22 protein-coding genes are annotated in these 22,959 nt (G+C 63.8%); 13 read left to right on the forward strand and 9 right to left on the reverse strand.

Going from position 1 to position 22,959, the window contains the following annotated elements; translation table 11 throughout:
- Positions 1 to 184 precede the first annotated feature (184 nt).
- Entirely contained in the window at positions 185 to 541 is a 357-nt protein-coding gene (locus ELY13_RS02145; protein ID WP_126172258.1) for a hypothetical protein, read from the reverse strand.
- Positions 542 to 832: 291 nt separating this feature from the next.
- Between ELY13_RS02145 and ELY13_RS02155 the strand changes: the two genes are divergently transcribed.
- The 7 genes from ELY13_RS02155 to ELY13_RS02185 all read left to right on the forward strand — a co-directional run bounded on the left by ELY13_RS02155 (position 833) and on the right by ELY13_RS02185 (position 5,325).
- Positions 833 to 1,456, forward strand: a complete 624-nt coding sequence (locus ELY13_RS02155; RefSeq protein WP_126172260.1) for a S24 family peptidase — start codon at positions 833 to 835, stop codon at positions 1,454 to 1,456.
- Between the two features lie 48 nt (positions 1,457 to 1,504).
- Complete coding sequence (locus tag ELY13_RS02160; RefSeq protein WP_277600619.1) at positions 1,505 to 2,182, forward strand: MBL fold metallo-hydrolase; 678 nt, start codon at positions 1,505 to 1,507, stop codon at positions 2,180 to 2,182.
- Between the two features lie 143 nt (positions 2,183 to 2,325).
- Positions 2,326 to 2,505: a 50S ribosomal protein L32 gene (rpmF, locus tag ELY13_RS02165; RefSeq protein ID WP_126172261.1), complete on the forward strand. Its 180-nt coding sequence runs from the start codon at positions 2,326 to 2,328 to the stop codon at positions 2,503 to 2,505.
- Positions 2,506 to 2,533: 28 nt separating this feature from the next.
- Positions 2,534 to 3,583, forward strand: coding sequence for a phosphate acyltransferase PlsX (plsX, locus tag ELY13_RS02170; protein WP_126172262.1), 1,050 nt, complete (start codon positions 2,534 to 2,536; stop codon positions 3,581 to 3,583).
- On the forward strand, positions 3,580 to 4,545 hold the full coding sequence (locus tag ELY13_RS02175) for a beta-ketoacyl-ACP synthase III (RefSeq protein ID WP_126172263.1): 966 nt from the start codon (positions 3,580 to 3,582) through the stop codon (positions 4,543 to 4,545). Before plsX ends, ELY13_RS02175 begins: the two co-directional genes overlap by 4 nt.
- A 94-nt stretch (positions 4,546 to 4,639) precedes the next feature.
- Positions 4,640 to 4,939 carry an integration host factor subunit alpha gene (locus ELY13_RS02180; RefSeq protein ID WP_126172564.1) on the forward strand — a complete coding sequence of 100 codons (300 nt, stop codon included), beginning with the start codon at positions 4,640 to 4,642 and terminating at the stop codon, positions 4,937 to 4,939.
- Positions 4,936 to 5,325, forward strand: coding sequence for a MerR family transcriptional regulator (locus ELY13_RS02185; protein ID WP_126172264.1), 390 nt, complete (start codon positions 4,936 to 4,938; stop codon positions 5,323 to 5,325). The genes ELY13_RS02180 and ELY13_RS02185 overlap by 4 nt, the downstream gene beginning before the upstream one ends.
- Positions 5,326 to 5,400: 75 nt before the next feature.
- On the opposite strand, the gene ELY13_RS02190 is transcribed toward ELY13_RS02185, so the two are convergent.
- Positions 5,401 to 5,928: a SixA phosphatase family protein gene (locus ELY13_RS02190; protein ID WP_126172265.1), complete on the reverse strand. Its 528-nt coding sequence runs from the start codon at positions 5,926 to 5,928 to the stop codon at positions 5,401 to 5,403.
- 9 nt (positions 5,929 to 5,937) lie between these two features.
- A complete protein-coding gene (locus ELY13_RS02195; RefSeq protein WP_126172266.1) occupies positions 5,938 to 8,634 on the reverse strand; it encodes an ATP-dependent DNA helicase in 2,697 nt (898 codons plus the stop codon).
- A gap of 118 nt (positions 8,635 to 8,752) precedes the next feature.
- On the opposite strand from ELY13_RS02195, the gene ELY13_RS02200 reads away from it, so the two are divergent.
- Positions 8,753 to 9,193, forward strand: a complete 441-nt coding sequence (locus ELY13_RS02200) for a hypothetical protein (protein ID WP_126172267.1) — start codon at positions 8,753 to 8,755, stop codon at positions 9,191 to 9,193.
- A gap of 43 nt (positions 9,194 to 9,236) precedes the next feature.
- Here the strand turns inward: ELY13_RS02200 and ELY13_RS02205 are convergent, their stop codons facing one another.
- A complete protein-coding gene (locus ELY13_RS02205; protein ID WP_126172268.1) occupies positions 9,237 to 10,763 on the reverse strand; it encodes a tannase/feruloyl esterase family alpha/beta hydrolase in 1,527 nt (508 codons plus the stop codon).
- Positions 10,764 to 10,872: 109 nt separating this feature from the next.
- A complete protein-coding gene (locus tag ELY13_RS02210) occupies positions 10,873 to 11,769 on the reverse strand; it encodes a mechanosensitive ion channel family protein (protein ID WP_338142318.1) in 897 nt (298 codons plus the stop codon).
- Positions 11,770 to 11,873: 104 nt separating this feature from the next.
- On the opposite strand from ELY13_RS02210, the gene ELY13_RS02215 reads away from it, so the two are divergent.
- Positions 11,874 to 13,475: a lysine--tRNA ligase gene (locus ELY13_RS02215; RefSeq protein WP_126172269.1), complete on the forward strand. Its 1,602-nt coding sequence runs from the start codon at positions 11,874 to 11,876 to the stop codon at positions 13,473 to 13,475.
- 40 nt (positions 13,476 to 13,515) lie between these two features.
- Here the strand turns inward: ELY13_RS02215 and ELY13_RS02220 are convergent, their stop codons facing one another.
- A complete protein-coding gene (locus ELY13_RS02220) occupies positions 13,516 to 14,205 on the reverse strand; it encodes a prolyl hydroxylase family protein (protein WP_126172270.1) in 690 nt (229 codons plus the stop codon).
- Positions 14,206 to 14,294: 89 nt separating this feature from the next.
- Positions 14,295 to 15,146, reverse strand: coding sequence for an RcnB family protein (locus ELY13_RS14930; RefSeq protein ID WP_164549681.1), 852 nt, complete (start codon positions 15,144 to 15,146; stop codon positions 14,295 to 14,297).
- Positions 15,147 to 15,382: 236 nt separating this feature from the next.
- Here ELY13_RS14930 and ELY13_RS02235 point away from each other — a divergent pair, with 236 nt between their 5' ends.
- Positions 15,383 to 15,661, forward strand: a complete 279-nt coding sequence (locus tag ELY13_RS02235) for an acylphosphatase (RefSeq protein ID WP_206435960.1) — start codon at positions 15,383 to 15,385, stop codon at positions 15,659 to 15,661.
- On the opposite strand, the gene ettA is transcribed toward ELY13_RS02235, so the two are convergent.
- Complete coding sequence (gene ettA / locus ELY13_RS02240) at positions 15,658 to 17,337, reverse strand: energy-dependent translational throttle protein EttA (RefSeq protein WP_126172274.1); 1,680 nt, start codon at positions 17,335 to 17,337, stop codon at positions 15,658 to 15,660. The genes ELY13_RS02235 and ettA overlap by 4 nt on opposite strands.
- Positions 17,338 to 17,480: 143 nt before the next feature.
- On the opposite strand from ettA, the gene ELY13_RS02245 reads away from it, so the two are divergent.
- Positions 17,481 to 18,866, forward strand: a complete 1,386-nt coding sequence (locus ELY13_RS02245) for a M28 family peptidase (protein ID WP_126172275.1) — start codon at positions 17,481 to 17,483, stop codon at positions 18,864 to 18,866.
- A 186-nt stretch (positions 18,867 to 19,052) separates the two neighbouring features.
- Positions 19,053 to 19,976 (forward strand): L,D-transpeptidase family protein, encoded by a 924-nt coding sequence (locus tag ELY13_RS02250; RefSeq protein WP_241233506.1) that lies wholly within the window; start codon positions 19,053 to 19,055, stop codon positions 19,974 to 19,976.
- A 111-nt stretch (positions 19,977 to 20,087) separates the two neighbouring features.
- Here ELY13_RS02250 and ELY13_RS02255 read toward each other — a convergent pair whose 3' ends face one another.
- Positions 20,088 to 20,693 (reverse strand): outer membrane protein, encoded by a 606-nt coding sequence (locus tag ELY13_RS02255; RefSeq protein ID WP_126172276.1) that lies wholly within the window; start codon positions 20,691 to 20,693, stop codon positions 20,088 to 20,090.
- Positions 20,694 to 20,841: 148 nt separating this feature from the next.
- Here ELY13_RS02255 and ELY13_RS02260 point away from each other — a divergent pair, with 148 nt between their 5' ends.
- Positions 20,842 to 22,818: a TonB-dependent receptor plug domain-containing protein gene (locus ELY13_RS02260; protein ID WP_241233507.1), complete on the forward strand. Its 1,977-nt coding sequence runs from the start codon at positions 20,842 to 20,844 to the stop codon at positions 22,816 to 22,818.
- The last annotated feature ends 141 nt before the right edge of the window (positions 22,819 to 22,959 follow it).

Raw genomic sequence — 22,959 nt, forward strand, 5'->3', positions numbered from 1 at the left:
ACAGCGCCTCCTTGCGCCGCCTGTGAATCAAATCTGCGCTGCTTTGGGAATCCCTTTAATGGGTCCTGAGCCTAGTCTACGAATGTCCCGATCCCACGATAAGTTGGAAATTCTTTTGTTATTATCATTAGCCGCAGAAGAGCGATCCCTGTACCCTGTTGCAGCTTGATTGCCTGGTCAGATCTTATTCTTCTTCGACCAGGAGCAGTTCGATCGTAACTTCCATCCTGAGCGGCTCTACCCGGTGGTCGACAGCAACCACAGTGGCGTCGGCTACCAGATGCTTGCGCAGATCGAACTCATGTTCGGGAAGCAGCGTGACGAACACTTCTCCCGCTTCCACGGCTTCGGCCCCTTCGAACAGCAGCGTGAATTCATGCCGGCTGCCTGCGAAGGTGATGCTGGCCCAACTGCGTTCGGTATGCTGCGTGATCCGGCCCCTGCCGCCGGCCAGCGCCAGCAACGTTGAGCGGATGCGTTCCGACGGGCCGCGGAGGCGTGCACGCAGAGGGACGGGGCGAAGTGCGGGATCAATATGCATGGGTTTCCTCCCGGTACTTGTTCATGAAATATTCCACCCGTTCTTCTGTAGGAGTACGTGGTGTCCTGCCGTTACGCAGGTCGAGTACAAACCGCGGATCGCCCGTCGCGAGACGGCCGAATTTGGTCGCCGGCATCCCTGTCCGGCGAAGGAAGACTTCGATTTTTCGGATCAGCATAACCCCCCATCACTCGTGCTAGGCGATACTACGGATTGCGCACGAAATCCTACTTGTCTAGGAAAAATGCAGCATAGTAGGGCTATGTATATGAAAACACAGGAAAAATACTCATGGAGGCGCGTGAACGCTTCGCCGAGCTGGTTCGGGAAAGCGGCGCCAGCCTAGCAGCCCTCTCTAGAAAAATAGGGAGGAATCCCAGTTACTTGCATCAGTACGTAACCAAAGGCAGCCCCCGGCGACTCGAGGAACGCGATCGTCGCGTTCTGGCGGGAATCTTCGGGGTGCCGGAATCAGCGCTCGGGGGGCCTAAGGAAAATAACGTAGCCGAGGAGGAATGGTTCCAGGTGCCTCGCTTCCAATTGGAGGCTTCGGCGGGATTTGGTGCCTTGGGGGGGGAGGAGGAGCCGTTTGATGTCATGCGGTTTTCCCGCAAATGGCTGCGTGAGCAGGGCCTGCAGCCGGAAATGCTCTCGGCGATTCGGGTTGTGGGTGATTCGATGGATCCGCTGCTGAGAGACGGGGATGAAATCCTGGTCGATCAACGCCCAAATCCGTTTCGTGACGGGATTCATGTGCTGCGTGTAGGGGATTTCCTACAGGTAAAACGCGTACAGGCGGCAGCGCCTGGCAAGCTGATGCTGATCAGCGCCAACCCGGCCTATGAACCGGTAGAGGTCTCCCTCACCGACGTGAACATGATCGGCCGCGTCGTTTGGAAGGGCGGCCGCGTCTAGGATATCCCTGTCGTTGCGTTCGCGCGGCCGGTAACCCACATGCAGACGATGACCGAGCCTGCACAGGCGCCGCTGCGCGCCGCAATTCTTCCTGTCACTCCCCTGCAGCAGAACTGCTCGCTCCTCTGGTGCACCCGGACGATGCGCGGGGCCCTGATCGACCCGGGGGGTGACTTGCCTCGGCTCAAGGATGCGGTAGCCCGCGCAGGCGTGACGCTGGAAAAGATCCTCATCACGCACGGTCACATCGATCACTGCGGCCAGGCCGGAATACTCGCGAGCGAGCTTGGCTTGCCGATCGAGGGGCCGCACGAGGCAGACCGTTTCTGGATCGCCCGACTGGCCGATGATGGCCGCGACTACGGAATTGCCGGTCAGCCGTTCGAGCCGGACCGCTGGCTGGCGGACGGAGACACGGTCACGGTGGGGGAGCTGCAATTGGACGTGTTCCATTGCCCCGGACACACCCCCGGCCACATCGTCTTTTTTCACCGGGAGGCACGGTTTGCCTTCGTGGGGGATGTCCTGTTCGCCGGCTCGGTCGGACGAACCGATTTTCCGCTCGGCAACCATCAGGACTTGCTTGATTCGATCACCGGCAAACTCTGGCCGCTGGGTGATGACGTCACGTTCGTGCCAGGTCATGGGCAGCCGAGCACCTTCGGGCGCGAGCGGCAAACGAACATGTTCGTCAGCGATGCGGCGCTGGCTCGCCGCGCTGACTAGCTACGCTTGCAAGCGTGTGAAAAATCGCTATAGGCCGCGCCTTCACCGCATGGCCGCCCGTGCCGCAGCTGCGCTTGCGCGTAGGGTTGGGCTGGCTTAGGGCGGCTATCGAATAGTCGGAATTTCAAGGAACAGGTGCCGCAATGGCTGTCCCCAAAAGAAAAGTATCGCCCAGCCGTCGTGGGATGCGTCGTTCGCACGATGCACTCAAGCCCGCAGCCTATCATGAATGCTCCAACTGTGGGGAGCTGAAGCGCCCCCACAACCTGTGCACGCAGTGCGGGCACTACAACGGCCGCGAGATCGTCTCGGTCGGGCTGTAAGCCCGGTCCTGAGAGGGAATAGCTTCGCATGAACCTGCCGCGTATCGCTGTCGATGCGATGGGCGGCGACGAAGGCGTCCGGGTGATGATCTCGGGCGCCGCGCTCGCGCGTCGGCAGCACGATCGGTTCAAGTTCCTGCTGGTCGGCGATCAGGCCCGTATCGAGCGCGCGCTCGATGCTCATCCCAACATGCGCGAAGCGTCCGAAATCCTTCATTGCGAGGATGTCGTGGGCGGCGATGAAAAGCCGACCCAAGCGCTGCGGCGCGCCAAAAGCACTTCGATGGGCCTGGCGATCAACGCCGTGAAGCGCGGCGATGCCGGCGCTGCGGTGAGCGCCGGCAACACCGGGGCGCTGATGGCGATGAGCAAGCTCGCGCTCCGCACGATGCCCGGGATTGACCGACCCGCCCTTGCTGCGCTGATGCCGACGCTGGGGGAAAACGACGTGGTGGTGCTCGATCTCGGCGCCAACACGGAATGCGACGCGCGCAACCTGGTCCAGTTCGCGATCATGGGAGCAGCTTACGCCCGCATCGTCACGGGCCGCGATCTCCCCCGCGTGCGCTTGCTCAACATCGGTACCGAAGAAACCAAGGGAACCGATCAGCTCCAGCTCGCCGCGCAGAATCTTCGCCAGGCTACGGGCCTTTCCCTGCGGTTCGAAGGGTATGTGGAAGCCGACAAGATCAACCGCGGCGACGTCGACGTGGTCGTCACCGACGGGTTTTCCGGCAACATTGCCCTCAAAGCGATCGAAGGTGCGGCCCGGTTCGTCACCGATCTGCTGAAGGACGCGTTCCGCAGCTCAACCCGTTCAAAGATCGGGTTCCTGATCTCGCGACCGGCAACCGAACTGCTCCGCCATCACCTGGACCCGAACAATCACAACGGGGCCGTCTTCCTCGGACTGAATGGAGTGATCGTGAAATCTCATGGCAGCGCGAATGCCGCCGGGGTCGCGAACGCCGTGGCAGTCGCTGCCCGGCTGCTTGAGGAGGATCTGACAGACCGGATTGCCGCGGGTCTCGGGCATCTCGGGGAAGACCGGCTGCGGGAACGCGGAGGCAAGGCATGATTCGCGCGGTCGTCAAAGGTTCGGGCTCGGCGCTGCCGCGGCGTGCGGTCAGCAATGAAGAGCTGGCGCAGCAAGTCGACACCAGCGATGAATGGATCCGGGAACGGACCGGGATTTCCAATCGCTACATCGCCGGTGACGGGGAAACGACCAGCACCCTGGCGACTGCAGCTGCGCGTGCGGCTCTTGAAGCCGCGGGACTCGACGCAAGCGAAATCGAGCTGATCATCGTCGCCACCGCGACGCCCGACCGGACGTTTCCCTCCACCGCTACTCTTGTGCAGCGCGAACTTGGCGTTGCCGGCTGTGCCGCGTTCGACGTCGGGGCTGTCTGTTCCGGGTTCCTTTACGCCATTGGCACGGCGGATGCGATGATCCGCTCCGGCATGGCGCGAAGCGCGCTGGTTATCGGAGCTGAAACATTCAGCCGCATTCTCGACTGGGAAGATCGGGCTACCTGCGTCTTGTTCGGCGACGGAGCGGGCGCACTGGTGCTGAAGGCTGAGGATGTAGCCGAGGATGGGCCTGGTATTCTTTCCACTAAGCTGCACGCCGATGGAGCGCACAACGACCTGCTTTATGTCGACGGCGGACCTTCTACCACCGGGACGGTAGGCAAGCTGCGGATGAAGGGACGGGAAGTGTTCCGCCACGCCGTCGTGAACCTTGCGGAAGTGCTGGAGGAAGTGCTGGGCGCGACCGGCTATGCCGCGTCCGATCTCGACTGGGTAGTGCCGCATCAGGCGAATGCCCGAATCCTGGAGGCAACCGCAAGGAAGCTCGGTCTTGCGCGGGAAAAGGTCATCGTCACCGTCGATCGTCACGCCAACACCTCCGCGGCGTCCGTTCCGCTCGCTTTCGACGTGGCGGTGCGGGATGGGCGCATCAAACCGGGCGATCTGGTAATGCTGGAAGCGATGGGCGGCGGATTCACCTGGGGCGCCAGCTTGCTGCGAATGTGAAAAGCCTGTGTAAAGGCACTTCGCTTCATTGCATTAGTCTATCATAAGTTTATAATTCGACGGCCGAGCTTTTGGGGGCAAGCATATGGACATGATGCGATCGATTGGCACGTTGACCCGCGCCGATCTGGCCGAGACCATCAATCGCAAGATGGGTTTTTCGCGCACGGAGAGCCTTGCCTTGGTCGAGACGATTCTCGAACGGATGTGCCACGCCCTTTCCGAAGGGGAGAACGTGAAGATCTCCGGCTTCGGCAGCTTCGTGCTGCGCGACAAGAAAGAGCGTATTGGCCGCAATCCGAAAACCGGCATCGAAGTCCCGATCACTCCCCGACGGGTGATGACGTTCCGTGCCAGCCAGAAGCTCAAGGACAGAATCGCCCAAACCGGATGAGCGCGCCCGATCCGCTGCAGCTGGACGACGGCAAGGAAGCCGATGCGCTGCGTACGATCGGTGAAGTTGCCGCGGCCCTGAACATCCGCCAGCACGTGCTGCGCTACTGGGAGCAGCAGTTTCCGATGCTGCAGCCGATGAAGCGCAGCGGCGGCCGCCGATACTATCGGCCGGAGGACGTGCGGCTCATCTGGACGATCGATCGCCTGGTTAATCAGCAGGGATACACGCTGAAAGGCGCCCGTCAGGCCATCGAGAGCGGGATGACGGAGGAAAATCCCGGCACGCCGGAAGCTGTGAGCGCGCCTGCTGCCGCGAATTCCGCTGAGATTCTTCCGCAGCTTCGCGCCATTCGGGAAAGGCTTGCCGCTGCACTCGACAGTTGAGGGTGAAGTGTCGGTTTAGCCGCGCTAGCCGCGCTGCCTCAGCTGACCGGTGATACCCCTTGCAGCGGAAGCGCTCTAGTCGCCGCTGAGCGGTCCCAATTCAGGACTGAGATCGCGCGGGCGGGCAATGTGGACCAGGCGGCCGCAGCCCGGGGTGCAATCGATCCAGCGCGTAATATCCAGTTCCAGCACGGCGAAAGTGGCGGTGGGGTACTTCTCCGCGACGGTGTCAAACAGCGCCCCCTCGCGTTCTTCGCCGACCAGGCTGAAGATCAGGTCCTGCAGGCCCGGATTATGTCCCGCGACCAGCAGGGAATCGGAAGAGCCGGGTGCGGCCCTGACGATGTCGAGCAGCGTCTCCTCGTCTGCCAGATAGGCCCGCGGCTCCCACTGCGCCGCGGTTTTGAGATGGGCCAGCTCGAGCGTGCGGCGCACCCGCTCCGCAGGGCTGGCGACGAGGGTGTCCCAGGACACGCCATGTTCGCGAATATGGCGCCCCATCAGCGCTGCACCGCGCTTGCCTCGGTCGTTCAATCCACGATCGAAGTCACGCAAGGTGGTCCAGTCCGATTTCGCATGGCGGAGAAGGCCGAGCAGCTTCATGATGATGGTTCAGTCTTCAGCCGTGACAGGAAAAGCGAGCCCGGCCGCGACGCGGTCCAGCGCCTCGTCAAGCGTGCAGCGGATTACCGGTGTTCCCTTGGGAAACGCGCTCAGCAGGCGCGAGGGGAAAGCGGAAGACAGGACGACGAAGTGCCCCCTGTCCTGCTTGCTGCGGATCAGACGCCCGAAAGCCTGGGCCAGCTTGGCCCGGATGATCCGGTCGTCGTAGGCCTTGCCGCCAGCTGCCCGGCGCGCGCGGTGGAGGATCGAAGGCTTGGGCCATGGCACTTGCTCCAGCACGACGCAGCGCAGGGACTCGCCCGGAACATCCACTCCATCGCGTAAGGCATCGGTGCCGAGCAGCGAAGCGCGCGGGTCGTCACGGAAAATATCGACGAGCGTTCCGGTGTCGATCGGATCGACATGCTGGGCGTAAAGCGGCAGCCCGAGGCGGGCGAGCCGGTCGGCTACTCGTCCGTAGACTGCCCGAAGGCGGCGGATCGCGGTGAACAAGCCCAACACTCCGCCACCACTCGCCTCGATGAGCCGGGCATAGGCACCGGCAAGCGCGGCAAGATCGCCTTTGCGGATGTCGGTGACGATCAGAACTTCGGCATTGCTGGCGTAATCGAACGGACTTTGCGCGGCTGAAAGACGCGGAGAAATCTCAAGGTGCTTCGCGCCCGAACGGGCGATTGCGCTGTCCCAGTCTTCTCCGTCACGCAAGGTCGCGCTGGTGAGCATTACTCCGTGGGACGGTTCCAGCACCGTCTGCGCAAAGGGCTTCATCGGATCGAGAAACCGGCGGTGAATACCGACGTCGAACTCCCGCGCGTCGGACCGTTCGACCGAGAGCCAGTCGACGAAGTCGGGATCGGCCGGACCGCCAAGACGGCCCAGCAGGGCCTCCCACGCGGCAATCGTGTCGGCCCTCCAGGCGAGCGAGTGCCGCGCGCCTTCCACTCGTGCCCGACCTTGGGCGTCCAGCCAGTCGGGCGCGTCGGCCGCCAGGGCTTCCAGCCGGATGCCCAACTTGATCAGCGGCTGACGGATCGCAGCAAGAGCGGCCTGCGCGCATCCGGCCAGTTCCACAAAGTTGCCTTCAAGCTGCGCGGCTTCCGTTTCGATCCCATAGCCGGCCTCCTGTCCCCCGCTTTCGTCACGAACGTAGGTGAGGGTGCGGACGGCGCCGAGCAGGTCTTCGATCGGTCCCGAAGGCCGTCCGTCCGCCAGCCGCTGAAGCCACCCTTCCGACGGCAGCGCCTCTGATGCGTCCCGTACCTGCTCGATCGCCTTGCCGGCATCCTCGTCATACGAGGCGATGTCCGCCAAACGCGCGGACAAGCCCCGCCGACGCCCGCGCGATCCGCGTTCCGGACCGATCAGCCAGCGGCGCAGCTCAATGGCTTCCTGCCCGGTCAGGGCGACGGCAAACGTCGAATCCGCGGCATCGAACACGTGATGCCCTTCATCGAAGATGACGCGGGTCGGGCGCTGGGCATGATCGCGCCCGCGCGCCGCGTTGATCATCACCAGAGCATGATTGGCGATCACCAGATCGGCTTGGGCGGACGCGCGGGAGGCATGTTCAATGAAGCATTTGCGGTAATGCGGGCAGCCAGCATAGACGCATTCGCCGCGCTGGTCGGTCAGGGAGCGGATCGCGCGGTTGCGGAACAGCGTGCCGAGCCAGCCGGGCAAATCGCCCCCGATCATGTCCCCGTCCTGCGTGTAGGCAGCCCAGCGAGCCACCAGATGGGCCAGTACGCCCGCCCGTCCGCTGAAACCGCCCTGCAGCGCGTCTTCCAGGTTGAGCAGGCAGAGGTAGTTTTCGCGTCCCTTGCGCACGACCACCGGCGGGGTGCCGTCGGGCCGCACCGCAGGCCAGGCGCGGGTGCTTTCCGCCCTCAGCTGCCGCTGCAGGTTCTTGGTGAAAGTTGAAACCCAGACGGTGCCGCCCGACTTTTCCGCCCAGAGCGAAGCGGGTGCAAGATAACCCAGAGTCTTGCCGACACCGGTGCCCGCTTGCGCCAGCAGCATGTTCGGCGCCTGGCGCTGGCGAGGCGCAAAGGTGTGAGCCGCTTCCCGGGCATAGTCCTGCTGTCCGTCGCGCCGTTCGGCCCCGGTGCCGGTCAGCCGGTCGAGCCGTTCGGCCACGTCGCTGTCGTTCAGGGAAACCTGCGCAGGCTGCGGGCGTTCGGCCGTCTCCTCCCATTCCGGCAGGCGGGTGAACAGCCAGCGCTCGGCGCGTTCCGGCTTGCGTACATGTGTGCCCAGCAGATTGGCCCAAGGCCAGCGGAGCCGGGTAAGCGACTGCAGGGTCGACCACGCGCCTTCCCCCTCCGCCCAATCTTCGCGTTCGCAGCGGTGCAGCAGGACGCCGGCCGCACGCTGGAGCAGGGCGGGTATTTCGTCTTCGCTTACCGGCTCATCCAGCCCAAGCGCATGGGCGAGGCCTTTGGCAGTCGGAACGACGAACCGCGCCGGGTGAACGAACGCGAATAACTCCAGCAGGTCGAGCCCCGATAGATCCGGGTAGCCGAGCCGGGTGGCCACCAGGGGCGCGTTGAGCAGCAGCATCGGCGTATCGGCCGCTTCGGTAACCGCTTCTCCCTTCGAGACGGCACGAGTGACGCCTTGGGCGCTCCGCAGCCATGCGCCGGCGTGGCTGGCGTGAAGGGCCGGCAGGGGAAGGGGATCGGTCACGGTCGGAAAGTGGGGAATAGAAACCCGAAAGTAAACGCCGGTCCAGCCGCCCGGAAGGGTTTTGGAACGTTTTGGTTAACTAGGGGGTATTACTTACTTACAAAAGATGGAGGATGCCATGCAAATCAAGACCCTTATTGCCGCCAGCTTCGCCGCCAGCCTTGCCGCTTGCGCTGCGACGCCCGGCTATGACGCAGCCCCGGGAATGGCCGGAAGCAACTACGTTGTCGCAGAAACCGGAAATGCCGTGCCGGCAACCGCAATCGCGCCCTACAGCAACTGGGCAAACGAGTTGCGGGGCCGCACGGTACGCATTGATGCGCAAGGCGGTGTCACCAATCTCGTGAACTTCGCGCCCGATGGGACAATGCGGATTCAGGTCGTCCCCGGGCAGCCGCCCGTGCAGGGTTACTGGGGTTTGCGGAACAACATGCTCTGCGTGAACTTCGCTCCGCGCGGGGAGGAATGCTGGCCTTACCAGGGTGCCATGGTCGCGAACCAGCCGGTGCGGGTTACCAGCAACCGCGGTCAGGACCTCGTCGTGACGATGGTTCAGTAACCCTACCTCTGCATACCTCCGGAACGGGGCTTGAAGCGCTGCTTCAGGCCCCGTTTTGGTTTGCGACGCAGGTCCAGTTCTGCGGATCGTTCTGATCGCCGCTACCCCTGTACCGGGCGACTTGCGGATACCGGCAGACCAGCCGCTTCATGGCTGAATCGGCCTTGGTCGCAATCAGCACATCGGGTGCCTGCCCCGTTTCGATCCAGCGGTCGACGGCGTCGATCGTATCGACCATGTCGGCTCCTGGTCCACCGCGGCAGTGCTCGACCCCCGGCAGCATGAAGGTCCGCAAGCTCTGATCCGCTCGCGTGCCGACCGCGCGGGCAACCTTGTTCGCGTAGTCGATCGTGCCGACCGGGCTTGGCCCCGGGTCGTTCTCCCCGTGCCACAGGATCAGCTTGCCGCCGCGCCCGAAGAAGGCGGATAGGTCGGGACTGACCGCCTCATAGGCTCTGGCGAATTCGCTCGAGCGGATTCTCGGCACGTCCGTGTCGGGATTGAGCCGGGAAAAGTCGAAGGTCGGCTGCCCTAGGATCAAGGGAGTAAGGCTGGTCAGACCGCCGCCGCCGGTCGCGTCCTGCCCCGTGCCTTCCGTTCCGATGAACAGGGGCCAGCCCAGTTCGCCGCCCATGCTCAGCGGGAACATTGCCCATTCCCCGTCAGGAGTGCGAATGCCGCGGTAGAGCGTCTCGAGCGCGTTCACTTGCGCGGATGAGAGACACTGGCCGCTCTGCCCCGGACGGCACTGCAGTTCCGCCGGTTTCCAGTTGCAGGTGCGCGGGTTGGGGATCACGTCGTCGGTCACGCCGTCCTGCGCGTCGCAGGCTTTCAGCACCGCATCGTTGACCAGCTGAAGCTGGGCCTTGCTGAAACCTGCGCCAGGCTGGGCGAAGGTGTTGTTGCGCAACACGGCGCTGGTCTGCACCTGAAGGCTGTAGACCGGTGCGGCCGAGATGATCGCTTCGTAGTCGCCCGGGAAACGCTGCGCCTCCATCAGCGCCATCCGGCCACCGGTGGAGCAGCCCTGGAAATAGGACCGATCCTGCGGCCGGCCGTAATACGCCCGGGCCAACTGCTTGCCCGCCACGGTCATCTCGTGGATCGCGCGGTACTGGAAGTCGGTGACCGCCTCAGGGTTCGACGTCCAGGAAAGATCCCACACGCTCGTCCCGGAATGGCCCGCGTCCGTCTGGAGCGTGGCATAGCCTTTCTTCAGCCCTTCGGCCGCGCCCATCAAGGTGACGTTGCCGGCCCAACCGCCGCCGCCGATGCCCAGCAGCTTGCCGTTCCAGTTCGCTGGAAGGCGGTACACCACCCCGATGTTGGATCCTGCTGCGGGGGAAAGCGTGCCGGTCACCTCGCAATAAGCGGGAAGCGCGGCGTTGGCATCGGCCGCCACCCACCGTCCTTGCGCCTCGCGCGCCCCGAACAGGGTGCCCGATACCGCTGAGCAGCGGTCCATCTCACCCAAGGCAGCGATGGAGGCAGGCTGGGTGCCCTGCATCGAACACGCGGTTGCCAGCAGCGGCAGTGCGGCCACGGCGAGTGCGGCCTTCTTGTGGATCATCGGTTTTCCCCCTCCGGTCTCTTCTTGGCTTCCATCCTGCCACAGGGAAACGGGATCGCAAGCGCAGAAAACGCCCGTGAGGGGGCGGGCCGGGATGTCGGCCGTGCAATCAGGCGGCTTCGTTTTCCGGCTTCTGCAGCGGGACGGCCTGCTTGAACGTGTGGGTCACGTAAGGGAACGGAATCTCGATGCCTGCATCGTCGAGCGCCTGCTTGATTGCGAACACGACCTGGCTTTTCGTCTCCCGCAAATCGCGCGGTCGGGAGTCCGTCCACCAGCGGACGAGGAAATCGATCGAGCTGGAGTTGAACTCCTGTGCGTAAATTTCGACGGGATTTTCGTGATGGATGATGTCGAGGCTGTGCATCGCCTGCTGGATAGCCGCCTTGGCCTTGGCCAGATCGGTATCGTAGGCGACGCCGACCACAAGTTCATCCCGGCGAATACGTTCGTCGGTGAAGATCTTGACCGGGTTCTTGAACAGCATCGAATTCGGCAGGATCGTCAGTTCGTTGGAGAGCTGGCGGATATGGGTTTCGCGCAAGGTGATCTTTTCCACCTTGCCCAGGATGCCTTCGCATTCGACCACGTCGCCGATCCGCATCTTCTCCCGGATCATGATCAGCACGCCGGCCAAGAAGTTTTCAAAGATGTCCTGAAACGCGAATCCGATGGCCAGCGCGCCGACGCCGAGCCCGGCGATCAGGCTGGCCGGGGTCAGGCCGGGGATCACGATGGCGGCCGCAATCATCAGGCCTGTAATCCAGATGCCGAGCTTGACGAGCGTCTCGACCAGCTGGCGCAGGTCCTCCCGGATTTGCGTCCGCCTGACGATCCGGTCGGCGACATTGACGGTGAACCGCACCGCGACCCATGTCACCAGGATCACGAACAACGCGATCACCAGGCTGGGCAGGCGGAGAATGAGGCTGAGCCACATGCCCTCGATCTGTGTGCGGATCGCCTCGATGTAGGTCACTGTCATCCCCGTCGTGGTTGGAGCCAATGGCGGTCGCCTGCCGCGCAGCCGCTTGCCCGGCAATCGCGCCGCAGGCAAGGCGCAGAGGCTTTCCGCTTGCACGGCAGGCGGCTTTTCGCAAAAGCGCCTGCATGTTTGACAATGCGCTGATCGAAGCCGCCCGTGTGTCCAAGGCCTGGCCGCTGCAGGAGGCGCAGAAACTGGTCAAACGCTATCCCGGCGGTAAGCCGAGCGATGAGGCGATGGTGTTCGAAACCGGCTACGGCCCGTCGGGCCTGCCGCACATCGGTACCTTCCAGGAAGTCCTGCGCACCACGCTGGTGCGCCGTGCCTACGAAGTGCTGACGGACGGCGCGCCGACCCGGTTGATCGCGTTCAGCGACGACATGGACGGTCTGCGCAAGGTGCCGGACAACGTTCCGCAGCCTGAAATGCTGGCGGACAATCTCGGAAAGCCGCTCAGCCGAATTCCCGATCCTTTCGGCAAGTTCGAAAGCTTCGCCGCGCACAACAACCAGATGCTGCGGGACTTCCTTGACCGGTTCGGCTTCGATTATGAATTTGTCGCCGCGTCCGATCGCTACAATTCCGGCGCGTTCGATGCGGCGCTGGCGAACGTGCTGCGCCATTATGACGCGATCATGGACGTGATGCTTCCCACCCTGCGGGAGGAACGCCGCAAGACCTACTCGCCCGTCCTGCCGATCAGCCCCACGTCCGGCGTGGTGCTGCAGGTGCCGATCGAAATCGTCGATGCCGACGCGGGTCTGATCCGGTTCGAGGATCAGGGGGAGACGGTCGAACAGACGATCTTCGGCGGTCAGGCGAAGCTGCAGTGGAAGGTCGACTGGGCCATGCGCTGGGTCGCGCTGGGCGTCGACTACGAAATGGCGGGCAAGGACCTGACCGACAGCCTTACGCAATCGGGCCGGATCGCGAAGATCCTCGGCGGGCGAAAGCCCGAAGGAATGATCTACGAATTGTTCCTGGACGAAAAGGGGGAGAAGATCTCCAAGTCCAAGGGCAACGGCCTGACGATCGAGGAATGGCTACGCTACGGGACGGAGGAAAGCCTCGGCTTCTACCTCTTCCGCGATCCGAAGAGCGCCAAGAGCCTGCACGTCGGCGTCATCCCGCGCGCAGTGGACGAATACTGGCAGTTCCGCGCGAAGATCCCCGATCAGCCGGTCGAACAGCGGCTGGGCAACCCCGTCTGGCACTTGCTGCGCACCAATGGCTATCATGGCGGGGAAGGGGACACGCTGCCGGTGACCTACGGCTTGCTGCTGAACCTTGTCGGCGTGCTCGGCAGCCATGCGACCGAGGAGCAGGTGTGGAGCTATCTTGGCAACTACACCGATAATCTTGAGCCTGCGAACAAGGAGCGGTTGCAGGTCCTGATCGACAGCGCGCTGGCATACAACCACGATTTCATCGCCCCAACGCTGCAGCGCCGCGCTCCGCAAGCCCACGAAGCGGCAGCGCTGCGCGCGCTCGACGCAGAACTGGCGAAAGTGCCGGCGGACGCTGCGGCCGAGGATTTGCAGACCCTGGTCTACGAAATCGGCAAGCAGGACCAGTTCGGCTTCGCGTCGCTGCGCGATTGGTTCAAGGCGCTTTACGAGACGCTGCTCGGCAGCGAACAAGGACCGCGGATGGGCAGCTTCATCGCGCTCTACGGCGTGGAGGCGACCCGGACGCTCATCGCGGAAGCACTCGACTGCGCGGATTGATCAGGGCCGGGTGATCAGGCCGGGTGATCAGGCTGGGTAATCAGGGGCGGCCCCAGGGGCGCGTGCGGTACCACTTCGTGATGATGTACTTCACGCCCTTCTTCACGGGTGTACCGGCGTGCATTGTCCATTCGTTGGGCACCCCGCTTTCGTCCGCGTTGTTCCACAGCAGCAGTGCGCCGGGCTTCGGCTCGACCGACAAGCCGATCTTGGTGAAGTCGGTCGACCCGCCTTCCTCCACATCGTTGAGGAAAGCCATCGCGGTGTAGGAGCGCTGCCCGCCGTGCGTGCACTGAACCGGCCAGTAGTCGCCCTTCGGATCGAACCAGTCGTAATGCGCCTTGAACTGCTGCCCCGGCAGATAGCGCTGGCCCTGGATCGTTTCGCCCAGGGCCGAATCCAGCCCCAGCAGATCATCGATCCGCCGCTGGATCTTCCTTACGAACGGATCATGCGGATCGACATCGCCGGAATACGACGTGCGATATTCCGATTCGTACCCGAGGTCGAACGTCGCGGACGGCCTTGCCACCCGGTCCACCATCTGGATCACGCGGCGGCATTCCTCTGGCGACAGGAAATCCCCCACGGCATAGATTTCGGCCTTGTCGGTCGGGATCGTGTACACTGCCGGATTGGCGGCGAGCCGCTTGCGCACCTGATCCCCGACGCGGCGAAGGGCGTCGCGGTCCGGAACGGCATCGGCAGGAGGGGTAAGTGTCTGCGGCATGGCACCGTCTTTTCCACCGCTCGGCCCGAGACGCAAGAGCCTCCGACCCGGTGGGACGGAGGCTCTGTCTGGCGGCTGAAGCGACTATCTTACCAGAAGAAGTTGCGGATCGCGTCCACCACCTGGCCATTGTAGACGTCAACCAGCAGCGCGTCGTCGTAGTAGCGGACCCAGCGATACGGCCCGTAGGCATCCGGCAGACGATAACGCCACGGGTCGTTGATCCAGTACCGGTCCGAATAGAACAGCGAGTCCAGATGACCGCCGACGCCGAAGGGGCGATAGTAGTAGTTCTGATAGGGCGCGTAATAGGTGCCGATGCTGAAGGTCACCCGGTTGCGCGCGCGATACCGCTGCCAATCGTAGCGGTTGTTGTTGCGCCAGCGGCGGTCCCACTGCCGGTAATCCCGGCGGGCCTGGTCGTAGCGATCGCCCCGGCCGTCGTTGCGCCAGTCGCGGTATCCATCGCGGTCGCCGCGGTCATTCCGCCAGTCGCGGCTTCCGTCGCGATCCCGGCGATAGTCGTTCCGGGCATCGCGAGAGCCCCGGCGGTCGTCGTCGCGCCAGTTGGGGTCGTTCTGCGCGCGGTTGCGCTCCGTGCTCCAGCTCTGGCCGGTTCGATCGGAGTTCCGCCAATCCCGCTGCTGGCCGCGATCGGCCTGGCGGTAACGCGGCGCTTCGGCGGCACGGGCATCGCGCCCCTGCGCCTGCCGTGCTTCCGCGCGGGCGTCGTTGCGCGTCTGCCTGGGCTGGGAGCGCTGCTGACGGTGATCGATCACGCGGGCTGGTTTGCTGGCCTGCTGGTCATCCCTGGCAGCTTCGCGGACCGAACTGCCCCAACCGCGCTGGGGCTCCGCGGCTTGCGCGGGAAGGGCAATTGCGGCCAGCGCCACGGTCAGCGCGGCAAATCCGCCGCTCTTCATCAGTTCTCCGAATCGCATCGGAACGTCTCCATCGAACATGCCGCCCCGAGATGTTACGGCATCATGTAAGCTGGATAAGCCATCACCGCTGTCCGTTAACTGAACCGGGCACATACCTGAACGTTCATGTTCATCGGGGAGTTTGTGAACAGAAACGCTGCGGCCGTGGGGCGAAACCGGGGAGCGGCCATCACGCTCCCTCTCCGCATCGCCGAACGATTTCCCGGATAGCGCTCAACATGGGAATGAAGCACATGATCGCCCGCCATTTGCGAATTCACGGCCGCGTGCAGGGGGTGTTCTACCGCGCGTGGGCCATGAGGGCCGCGCGTGAAATCAGCGTATCAGGTTGGGTCCGCAACCGAAAGGACGGCACCGTGGAGGCGTTCGTGCAGGGCGACGCAGCCGCCGTGGGGCGCTTCGTCGAACAGGCGAGGGAAGGCTCACCCGCCGCGCAGGTAAGCCACATCGAGACCAGCCCGGCCGAACCGGAGGCCGGTCTCGAAGGATTCACCAAGAAGCCAACCGTTTAGCGGGTCAGCTTCTTGTATGCGAGGGCGGTCGGCCGGTCCGCGGCGTCACCCAGGCGGCGGCGCTTGTCTTCCTCGTAAGCCTCGAAGTTGCCTTCGAACCATTCGACGTGGCTGTTGCCCTCGAACGCGAGGATGTGCGTCGCCAGACGGTCGAGGAAGAAGCGATCGTGGCTGATGACCACGGCGCAGCCGGCGAAGTTCTCGATCGCGTCTTCCAGCGCGCCCAGCGTCTCGACGTCGAGGTCGTTGGTCGGTTCGTCCAGCAGCAGCACGTTGCCGCCCGTCTTGAGCATCTTGGCCATGTGCACGCGGTTACGCTCACCGCCGGAAAGCTTGCCGACGTTCTTCTGCTGGTCCTGGCCCTTGAAGTTGAACGCGCCGACGTAGGCGCGCGTGCTCATGTCGTGGCCGTTGACCTTCATGTAATCAAGCCCGTCGGAGACTTCCTCCCAGACGTTCTTCTTCGGGTCGAGGTGGTCGCGACTCTGGTCGACAAAACCGAGGCGAACCGTTCCGCCGATCTCGATCGTGCCGCTGTCCGGCTGTTCCTGCCCGGTGATGAGCTTGAACAGCGTGGACTTGCCCGCGCCGTTCGGTCCGATCACGCCGACGATCCCGCCCGGCGGCAGCATGAAGCTGAGATCTTCGAACAGCAGTTTGTCGCCAAAAGCCTTGGTGATGTTCTTCGCTTCGATCACCTTCCCGCCGAGCCGCTCCGGCACCTGGATGACGATCTGGGCCTTGCCGGGCTTCCGGTCGTTCTGCGCTTCCTGGAGCTGTTCGAACTTGCGGATGCGGGCCTTGCTCTTGGTCTGGCGCGCGGCAGGAGTCTGCCGGATCCACTCCAGTTCCTCGCGCAGGGAGCGCTGGCGGCCGCTTTCCTCCCGCTCCTCCTGCGCAAGGCGCTTGGACTTCTTTTCCAGGTAGGTGGAATAGTTGCCTTCATACGGGAAGTAGTTCCCGCGGTCGAGTTCGAGGATCCAGCCGACCACGTTGTCGAGGAAGTAGCGATCGTGGGTGATCATCAGCACCGCACCCGCGTATTCCTTGAGGTGGTTTTCCAGCCATTCAACGCTTTCGGCGTCGAGGTGGTTGGTTGGTTCGTCCAGCAGCAGGATGGATGGCTTCTGGATCAGCAGGCGCGTCAGGGCGACGCGGCGCTTCTCACCGCCGGAGAGGTTTTCGACCGAGAAATCGCCCGGCGGACAGCGCAAGGCTTCCATCGCGATCTCGAGCTGGTTGTCGAGCGTCCAGCCGTCGACCGCGTCGATCTTTTCCTGCAGTTCGCCCATCTCAGTCATCAGCGCGTCGAAATCGGCATCTTCGGGCGGATCGCCCATCAGCATCGAGATCTCATTGAACCGCTCCACCAGGTCGGCGACTTCGCGGGCGCCGTCCTTCACGTTTTCGAGCACGGTCTTGGTGGTATCGAGCTCCGGCTCCTGCTCGAGATAGCCGACGGTGATGTTCTCACCCGGCCAGGCTTCGCCGGTGTAGTCGTTGTCCACGCCGGCCATGATCTTCATCAAGGTGGACTTGCCCGCGCCGTTCGGACCAACGATGCCGATCTTGGAGCCCTGGTAGAACTGCAGGTTGATGTTGCTGAGCACCGGCTTCTGCGCGCCGGGGAAGGTCTTCGTCATGCTCTTCATGACGTATGCGTACTGGGCGGCCATCGCTCGTCCTTGCGGCTGAATCTGTTATCGGGAAAGTTGCCGCGCAGATAGGCGGTGGGGCGGCTTCGGGCAAGACACTTGGGGGGCAAGACCCCTGGCAAGACGCTTGGCTTGCCGATGATGCTCCCCTAGCAGTAGCCTCCATGAAGACGATTCCTCTCGCGCTCGCCGCGCTTTCGCTTTCCGCCGCTGCCGCCGCCCAGTCGCCGCAGAGCGTTTCGGGGCAGGGAGCTTCCGCGCTGGCCGACGAAGCGTTGCACACGGATACCCTCGCCTGGGACTTCGTCGAAGGGCTGACGACCGAAGTCGGCCCCCGCCTTGCCGGAACGGAAGCCGAAGCCCGGGGGCGCGACTGGGCGGCCGAGTGGTTGAACCGCCACGGGTTCGCCAACGTGCGGATAGAGCCGTTCACGTTGCCCGTCTGGGTCAGGGGAGAAGAACGGGCCCACGTCGTCGCGCCGTTTCCTCAGCCGCTCGTCATTTCGGCGCTGGGGGACAGCGGGGCCACTCCGGCTGAAGGCATCACCGCCGAAGTCGTGCCGTTCATGAGCTATGCGGAGCTCGAAGCGGCGCCTGCAGGCAGCCTTGCCGGCAAGATCGCCTATATCAGCCACGCAATGCGTCCGACGCAGGACGGATCGGGCTACGGCTTTGCCGGTCCGGCGCGCTGGACCGGACCTTCGCTGGCGGCGAGCAAGGGCGCGGTCGCAACGGTGATCAAGTCGATCGGCACCGATTACCACCGCAACCCGCACACCGGCGGAACCACCTTTGCCGAAGGGGTCGCGCCGATCCCCGCCGGCGCCTTGTCGCTGCCCGATGCCGAAAATCTGGAGCGGATGTTTCAACGCGCACGCGGGCGCCCGGTGACCCTGCATCTGGTGCTCACGCCCAGGATGACCGGTGAAGCCCAGTCCGGCAATGTTGTGGCGGATATAACAGGACGCGATCCCTCGCTTCCGCCCATGCTGCTTGCCTGCCATATCGACAGCTGGGATCTCGGGACCGGCGCGATGGACGATGGCGCGGGCTGCGGGATCATCGCTGCGGCCGCACGGCAAGTGGCCGCGGCCGGTCAGCCGCTCCGGACGATCCGGGTATTGATGGCGGGGGCTGAGGAAGTCGGCGTGTTCGGCGGCGAAGCTTTCGCCAGGGCGCACGCGAACGCCCCTGTTGCAGTAGCGCTGGAAAGCGACTTCGGGGCAGACCGCATCTGGCGGCTGGAAACGAACTTCGCGAAGGCCAACCCCGCGCTCCATCAGCGGCTTGCGCAAGCGGTCGCGCGCTTCGGCGTTCTTTCCGGGGAGGGGGTCGCGACCGGAGGCGCGGACATCGGGATCGCGCGGAACCAGAACGCCGGGATCATCGACCTGAGCCAGGACGGAACTCGTTACTTCGATCTGCACCACACGCCCGACGACACGCTCGACAAAGTGGATCCCGCCCAGCTGCGGCAGAATGTCGCCGTCTGGACAGAGGTCGTCGGAATACTTGCCAACCAGCCGGGAATGATCAGATCGAAGAACTGATAAAGCGAGTCTTCAGTCTCGCCGATGCTGAAACAAGCACGCCGACGAGCCGTTCAAGCAGCAAGAGTAATCTGTTCCAGCCAGTAACGCACTGACCGGGAACGGAATTGTGTCTCGTCTGTTTGGAACATGATGAAAAAATTTGTAACCTTGCTTTCCGCCGTTGCCCTCAGTGCCCCGTTGGCCATGCCAACCACGGCAAGCGCGCAACAATCCTCCTCCATGCTCAACGTGAGCCTGCCGTCGGGCGTATCGTCCGCCAATCTGGGCAAGCGCGACAAGCAGACGATCGCCGTTCAGGCGATGCTTGACCGGACTCGCCATTCCCCCGGCGTTATCGATGGCTTGATGGGCGGCAACACACGCCGCGCGATCCAGGCTTACCGCCAGGCAAATGGTCTCGGCAGTTCGGGCGCGATCGACCAGCAGCTGATCCAGTCGCTTGTCGAGAACGCTGGCCAACAGGTGTTTCAGCAGTACACGATCACATCGGACGATGTGAACGGGCCTTTCACCAACATCCCGTCGAGCTTCGAGCAGAAGGCCGAGTTGAACCGGCTGAGCTACACGTCCCCGCGTGAGCTGCTCGCCGAAAAGTTTCACATGGACCAGGACTTCCTGACCGCGCTCAACCCCGGCGTCGACTTCTCGAATGCAGGCGCGACGATCAACGTAATCGCCAAGGGCGATGGGCAGATCCCCGGTAACGTGGCCCGGATCGAAATCCGCAAGAGTGAGAACGCGGTCGTCGCCCTTTCGTCCGGCGGGCAGGTTCTCGCCAGCTTCCCGGCCACGATCGGCAGCAGCGAATTCCCGAGCCCCGATGGCACGATGACGGTGGAGGCCGTCGCGCCGGAACCGAAGTACTACTTCAGCCCCGAAGGGCGTGACTGGGGTCCGAATGAGAAGCTGACCATTGCGGCCGGGCCGAACAACCCCGTTGGCGGAACCTGGATCGATCTTTCCAAGGAAGGATACGGCATCCACGGATCGCCTGATCCGCAACTGATCGGAAAGACGAGCAGCCACGGGTGTGTCCGCCTGACGAACTGGGACGCCGAAGCGCTGGCCGAAGCCGTGGAATCGGGCGTCACTGTCGCCTTTACCTGATCGACGCGAGACGTTGTCCTCAAAAGGAGCCGGAAGCGAAAGCTTCCGGCTCCTTTTTCATGTCCATCCGCCTAGGACGATAACGGCGCGGTCAGAAAGGCGCGATCCGCCTCAGAACCGCATCCCGAGGCCAGCGACTACCTGGTCGGTCGTCGCATCGCCGTACGTCCCATCGTTCAAGTCCTTGTAGCGGGAGCGGCGGTACTCCACCCTCGCTTCCAGCGGTCCCGGCAGTTGCACCTGCAGTCCGCCGCCGAAGCGGATGCCGCCTGCGTTCCCTTCAAGCTCATCAAGTGAACCGGAAGAGGTGAACGCAGCGGTGTCGAGCGAGGTATAGCCGAACTTGCCGTAGGCAGCGATGCCGGGCGTCAGCGCCATCCCGGCGCGTGCACCGACGTAGTACTGCCCGTTGGCCTCAAGGCCGTCGCGCGCGCCTGCGAAGCTGTCGGGGAACGTCGCCGATCCTCCGCTGGTCGAATACTCACCCTCCACGCCGACGAAAGCGTTGCCGAGACTGAGATCGTAGCCCCCGTTGATTCCATAAACAGCGGAATCGGCGTTGGCTGTAACCGACCCGTCTGCGGATTCGACGTCGAGACCCTGGAAGCCGCCTATCGCCCCGACAAAAAGTCCCCCGGGCGCGCCGCTCTGCTGCGCAAGGGCCGGGGTGGCCACAAGACCAGTCGCAACCGCGATCAGTGCGAGAGTTTTCCTCATTCTTGGTTCCTTTCACGTGAAAGCCAGTACGCGTCGCCTCGTCTACCCTCACGGCTTGCGCGGGCCTGAACCGAGCGCCCGTTGCGCAGGGGGGAAAGCCGAGGCATGGCGGCCAAGCTCCTTTCCCATCAGTGAGATCAGGCCACACGTGCGCTTTTCTTCCCGTCACCTGCTCCTTTTCCCGATCATGGCCTTCGCTGCCTCGTGGCCGTCCCTTTCCTGTGCGCAGGAGGTGGAGGAAGTAGAGGCCGCGGAGGAGGAAGAGGGCGAGGAGATCATCGTTCAGGCAACCCGCACCGGACGCAGAGTGCAGGACGAACCCGTTCGCGTCGAAGTGATCAACCGGGAGGAAATCGAAGAAAAGATCCTGATGCGGCCCGGCAACATCGCCATGATCCTGAGCGAAACCGGCGGCTTGCGGGTCCAGGTCACGTCCCCCGCGCTCGGCGCAGCGAACATCCGGGTGCAGGGGATGGAGGGGCGCTATACTCAGCTTCTGGCTGATGGGCTGCCGCTTTATGGCGGGCAGGCCTCATCGCTCGGGCTGTTGCAGATACCGCCAACCGATCTCGGCCAGGTGGAAGTGATCAAGGGCGCAGCTTCCGCGCTTTACGGTCCTTCGGCTCTCGGCGGGGTGATCAACCTCGTCTCCCGCCGCCCGGGCGCGGAACCCGAGGGCGAAGTCCTGCTGAACGCGACGACGCGCGATGGGCAGGACGCGACCGCCTATGTCGCCGCTCCCCTGACCGGCACCGTGAGCGGGTCCGTAACCGGCGGCTATCACCAGCAGAGCCGCCAGGACATCGACGATGATGGTTGGGCCGACATTCCCGCCTACGACCGCTGGACCGTGCGTCCCCGTCTGTTCTGGGAAGGACCGGACGGAGCTTCCGCCTTCATGACAGTCGGCGCCATGTCGGAAGAACGAGTAGGCGGCACTTTGCCCGGCCGCACGACGCCGGCCGGCGAATCTTTCGTCCAGGCACAGGAAACGGACCGGCTGGATGCGGGACTCGTGGCTCAAAAGCCGGTCGGAACCATCGGCACTGCCCACTTCCGCGCCTCTGCCATGACGCAGGATCATCTCCATCGCTTCGGCAGCGTGGTCGAGGATGACCAGCACGGCACACTGTTCGCCGAAGCCTCGCTGGCGGGAGCCGCGGGAAGCACTTCATGGGTCGGCGGCGTTGCCTATCAGGTGGACAGCTTTCGTTCCGAGACCTTCCCCTTGTTCGACTATACGTACCGGGTGCCGGGTGTCTTCGGGCAACTGGAGCAGGAATTGGGGATCGACCTGACGCTGGCAGGCAGCGCGCGGGTGGATTTTCACAGCGCGTACGGGACGCAATTCAGCCCGCGTCTCTCGCTGCTCTACCGTCCCGGGTTCTGGACGATCCGCGCTTCCGGAGGGCGCGGATTCTACGCGCCGACTCCGTTCGTGGAAGAGATCGAGGCCGCAGGCTTGTCGCGGCTGGAGCCTTTGGGTGAACTGAGAGCCGAAACGGCCCGAACGGCTGCGCTCGACGTCGGCTATGCGCGCGGGCCGATCGAGGCGAATGTCACGCTGTTCGCATCGAACGTGACAAATTCGGTCCGGCTCGATCCCATTCGGGCGGAGCGTGTGCAGCTGGTCAACGTCCCGGGTGAAACGCGCATCCGGGGATCGGAACTGCTGCTGCGTTACCGCTGGGATGCCTTCGTCGTGACCGGGAGCTACGTCTATGTCGATGCTTCGGAACCCGATCCGGGCAGCAGCGGCCGCCGGACGGTCCCACTTACGCCGAAGCACACCGCCGGCCTGGTGGCGATGTGGGAAGACCACGACAAGGGACGGATCGGGCTGGAAGTATACTACACGGGCGAACAGTCGCTCGACGACAATCCCTACCGCACACGAAGCCCGTCCTACTTCGAGCTCGGGTTCCTGGGAGAAATTGCTGTCCGGGAGAATCTCCGGTTGTTCGTGAACGCGGAAAACATCCTCGGCATCCGGCAAACCGAATACGATCCGCTCATCCGGCCCGCTCGCGCTCCCGATGGGAGGTGGACCGTCGACGTATGGGCTCCGACAGACGGCTTCGTGCTCAACGGTGGCGTCCGCCTGCGTTTCGGCGGAGGGCATTAGGGAGGACGCGAGCCGGAGCACGAATGCCGGCAGCGCGGAATCTTCGGCTTTGCGCTGGAAAGCTTGCGACGGCTCGCTCGGCTCTTTCAATTTCGACCACACCGGGATCACCAGCGGCGCGAGGATCCTCCTGCGGCCCGA

This window comes from Altericroceibacterium xinjiangense (genome assembly GCF_003958635.1).
In the GTDB taxonomy this organism is placed as follows: Bacteria; Pseudomonadota; Alphaproteobacteria; order Sphingomonadales; family Sphingomonadaceae; genus Altericroceibacterium_A; species Altericroceibacterium_A xinjiangense.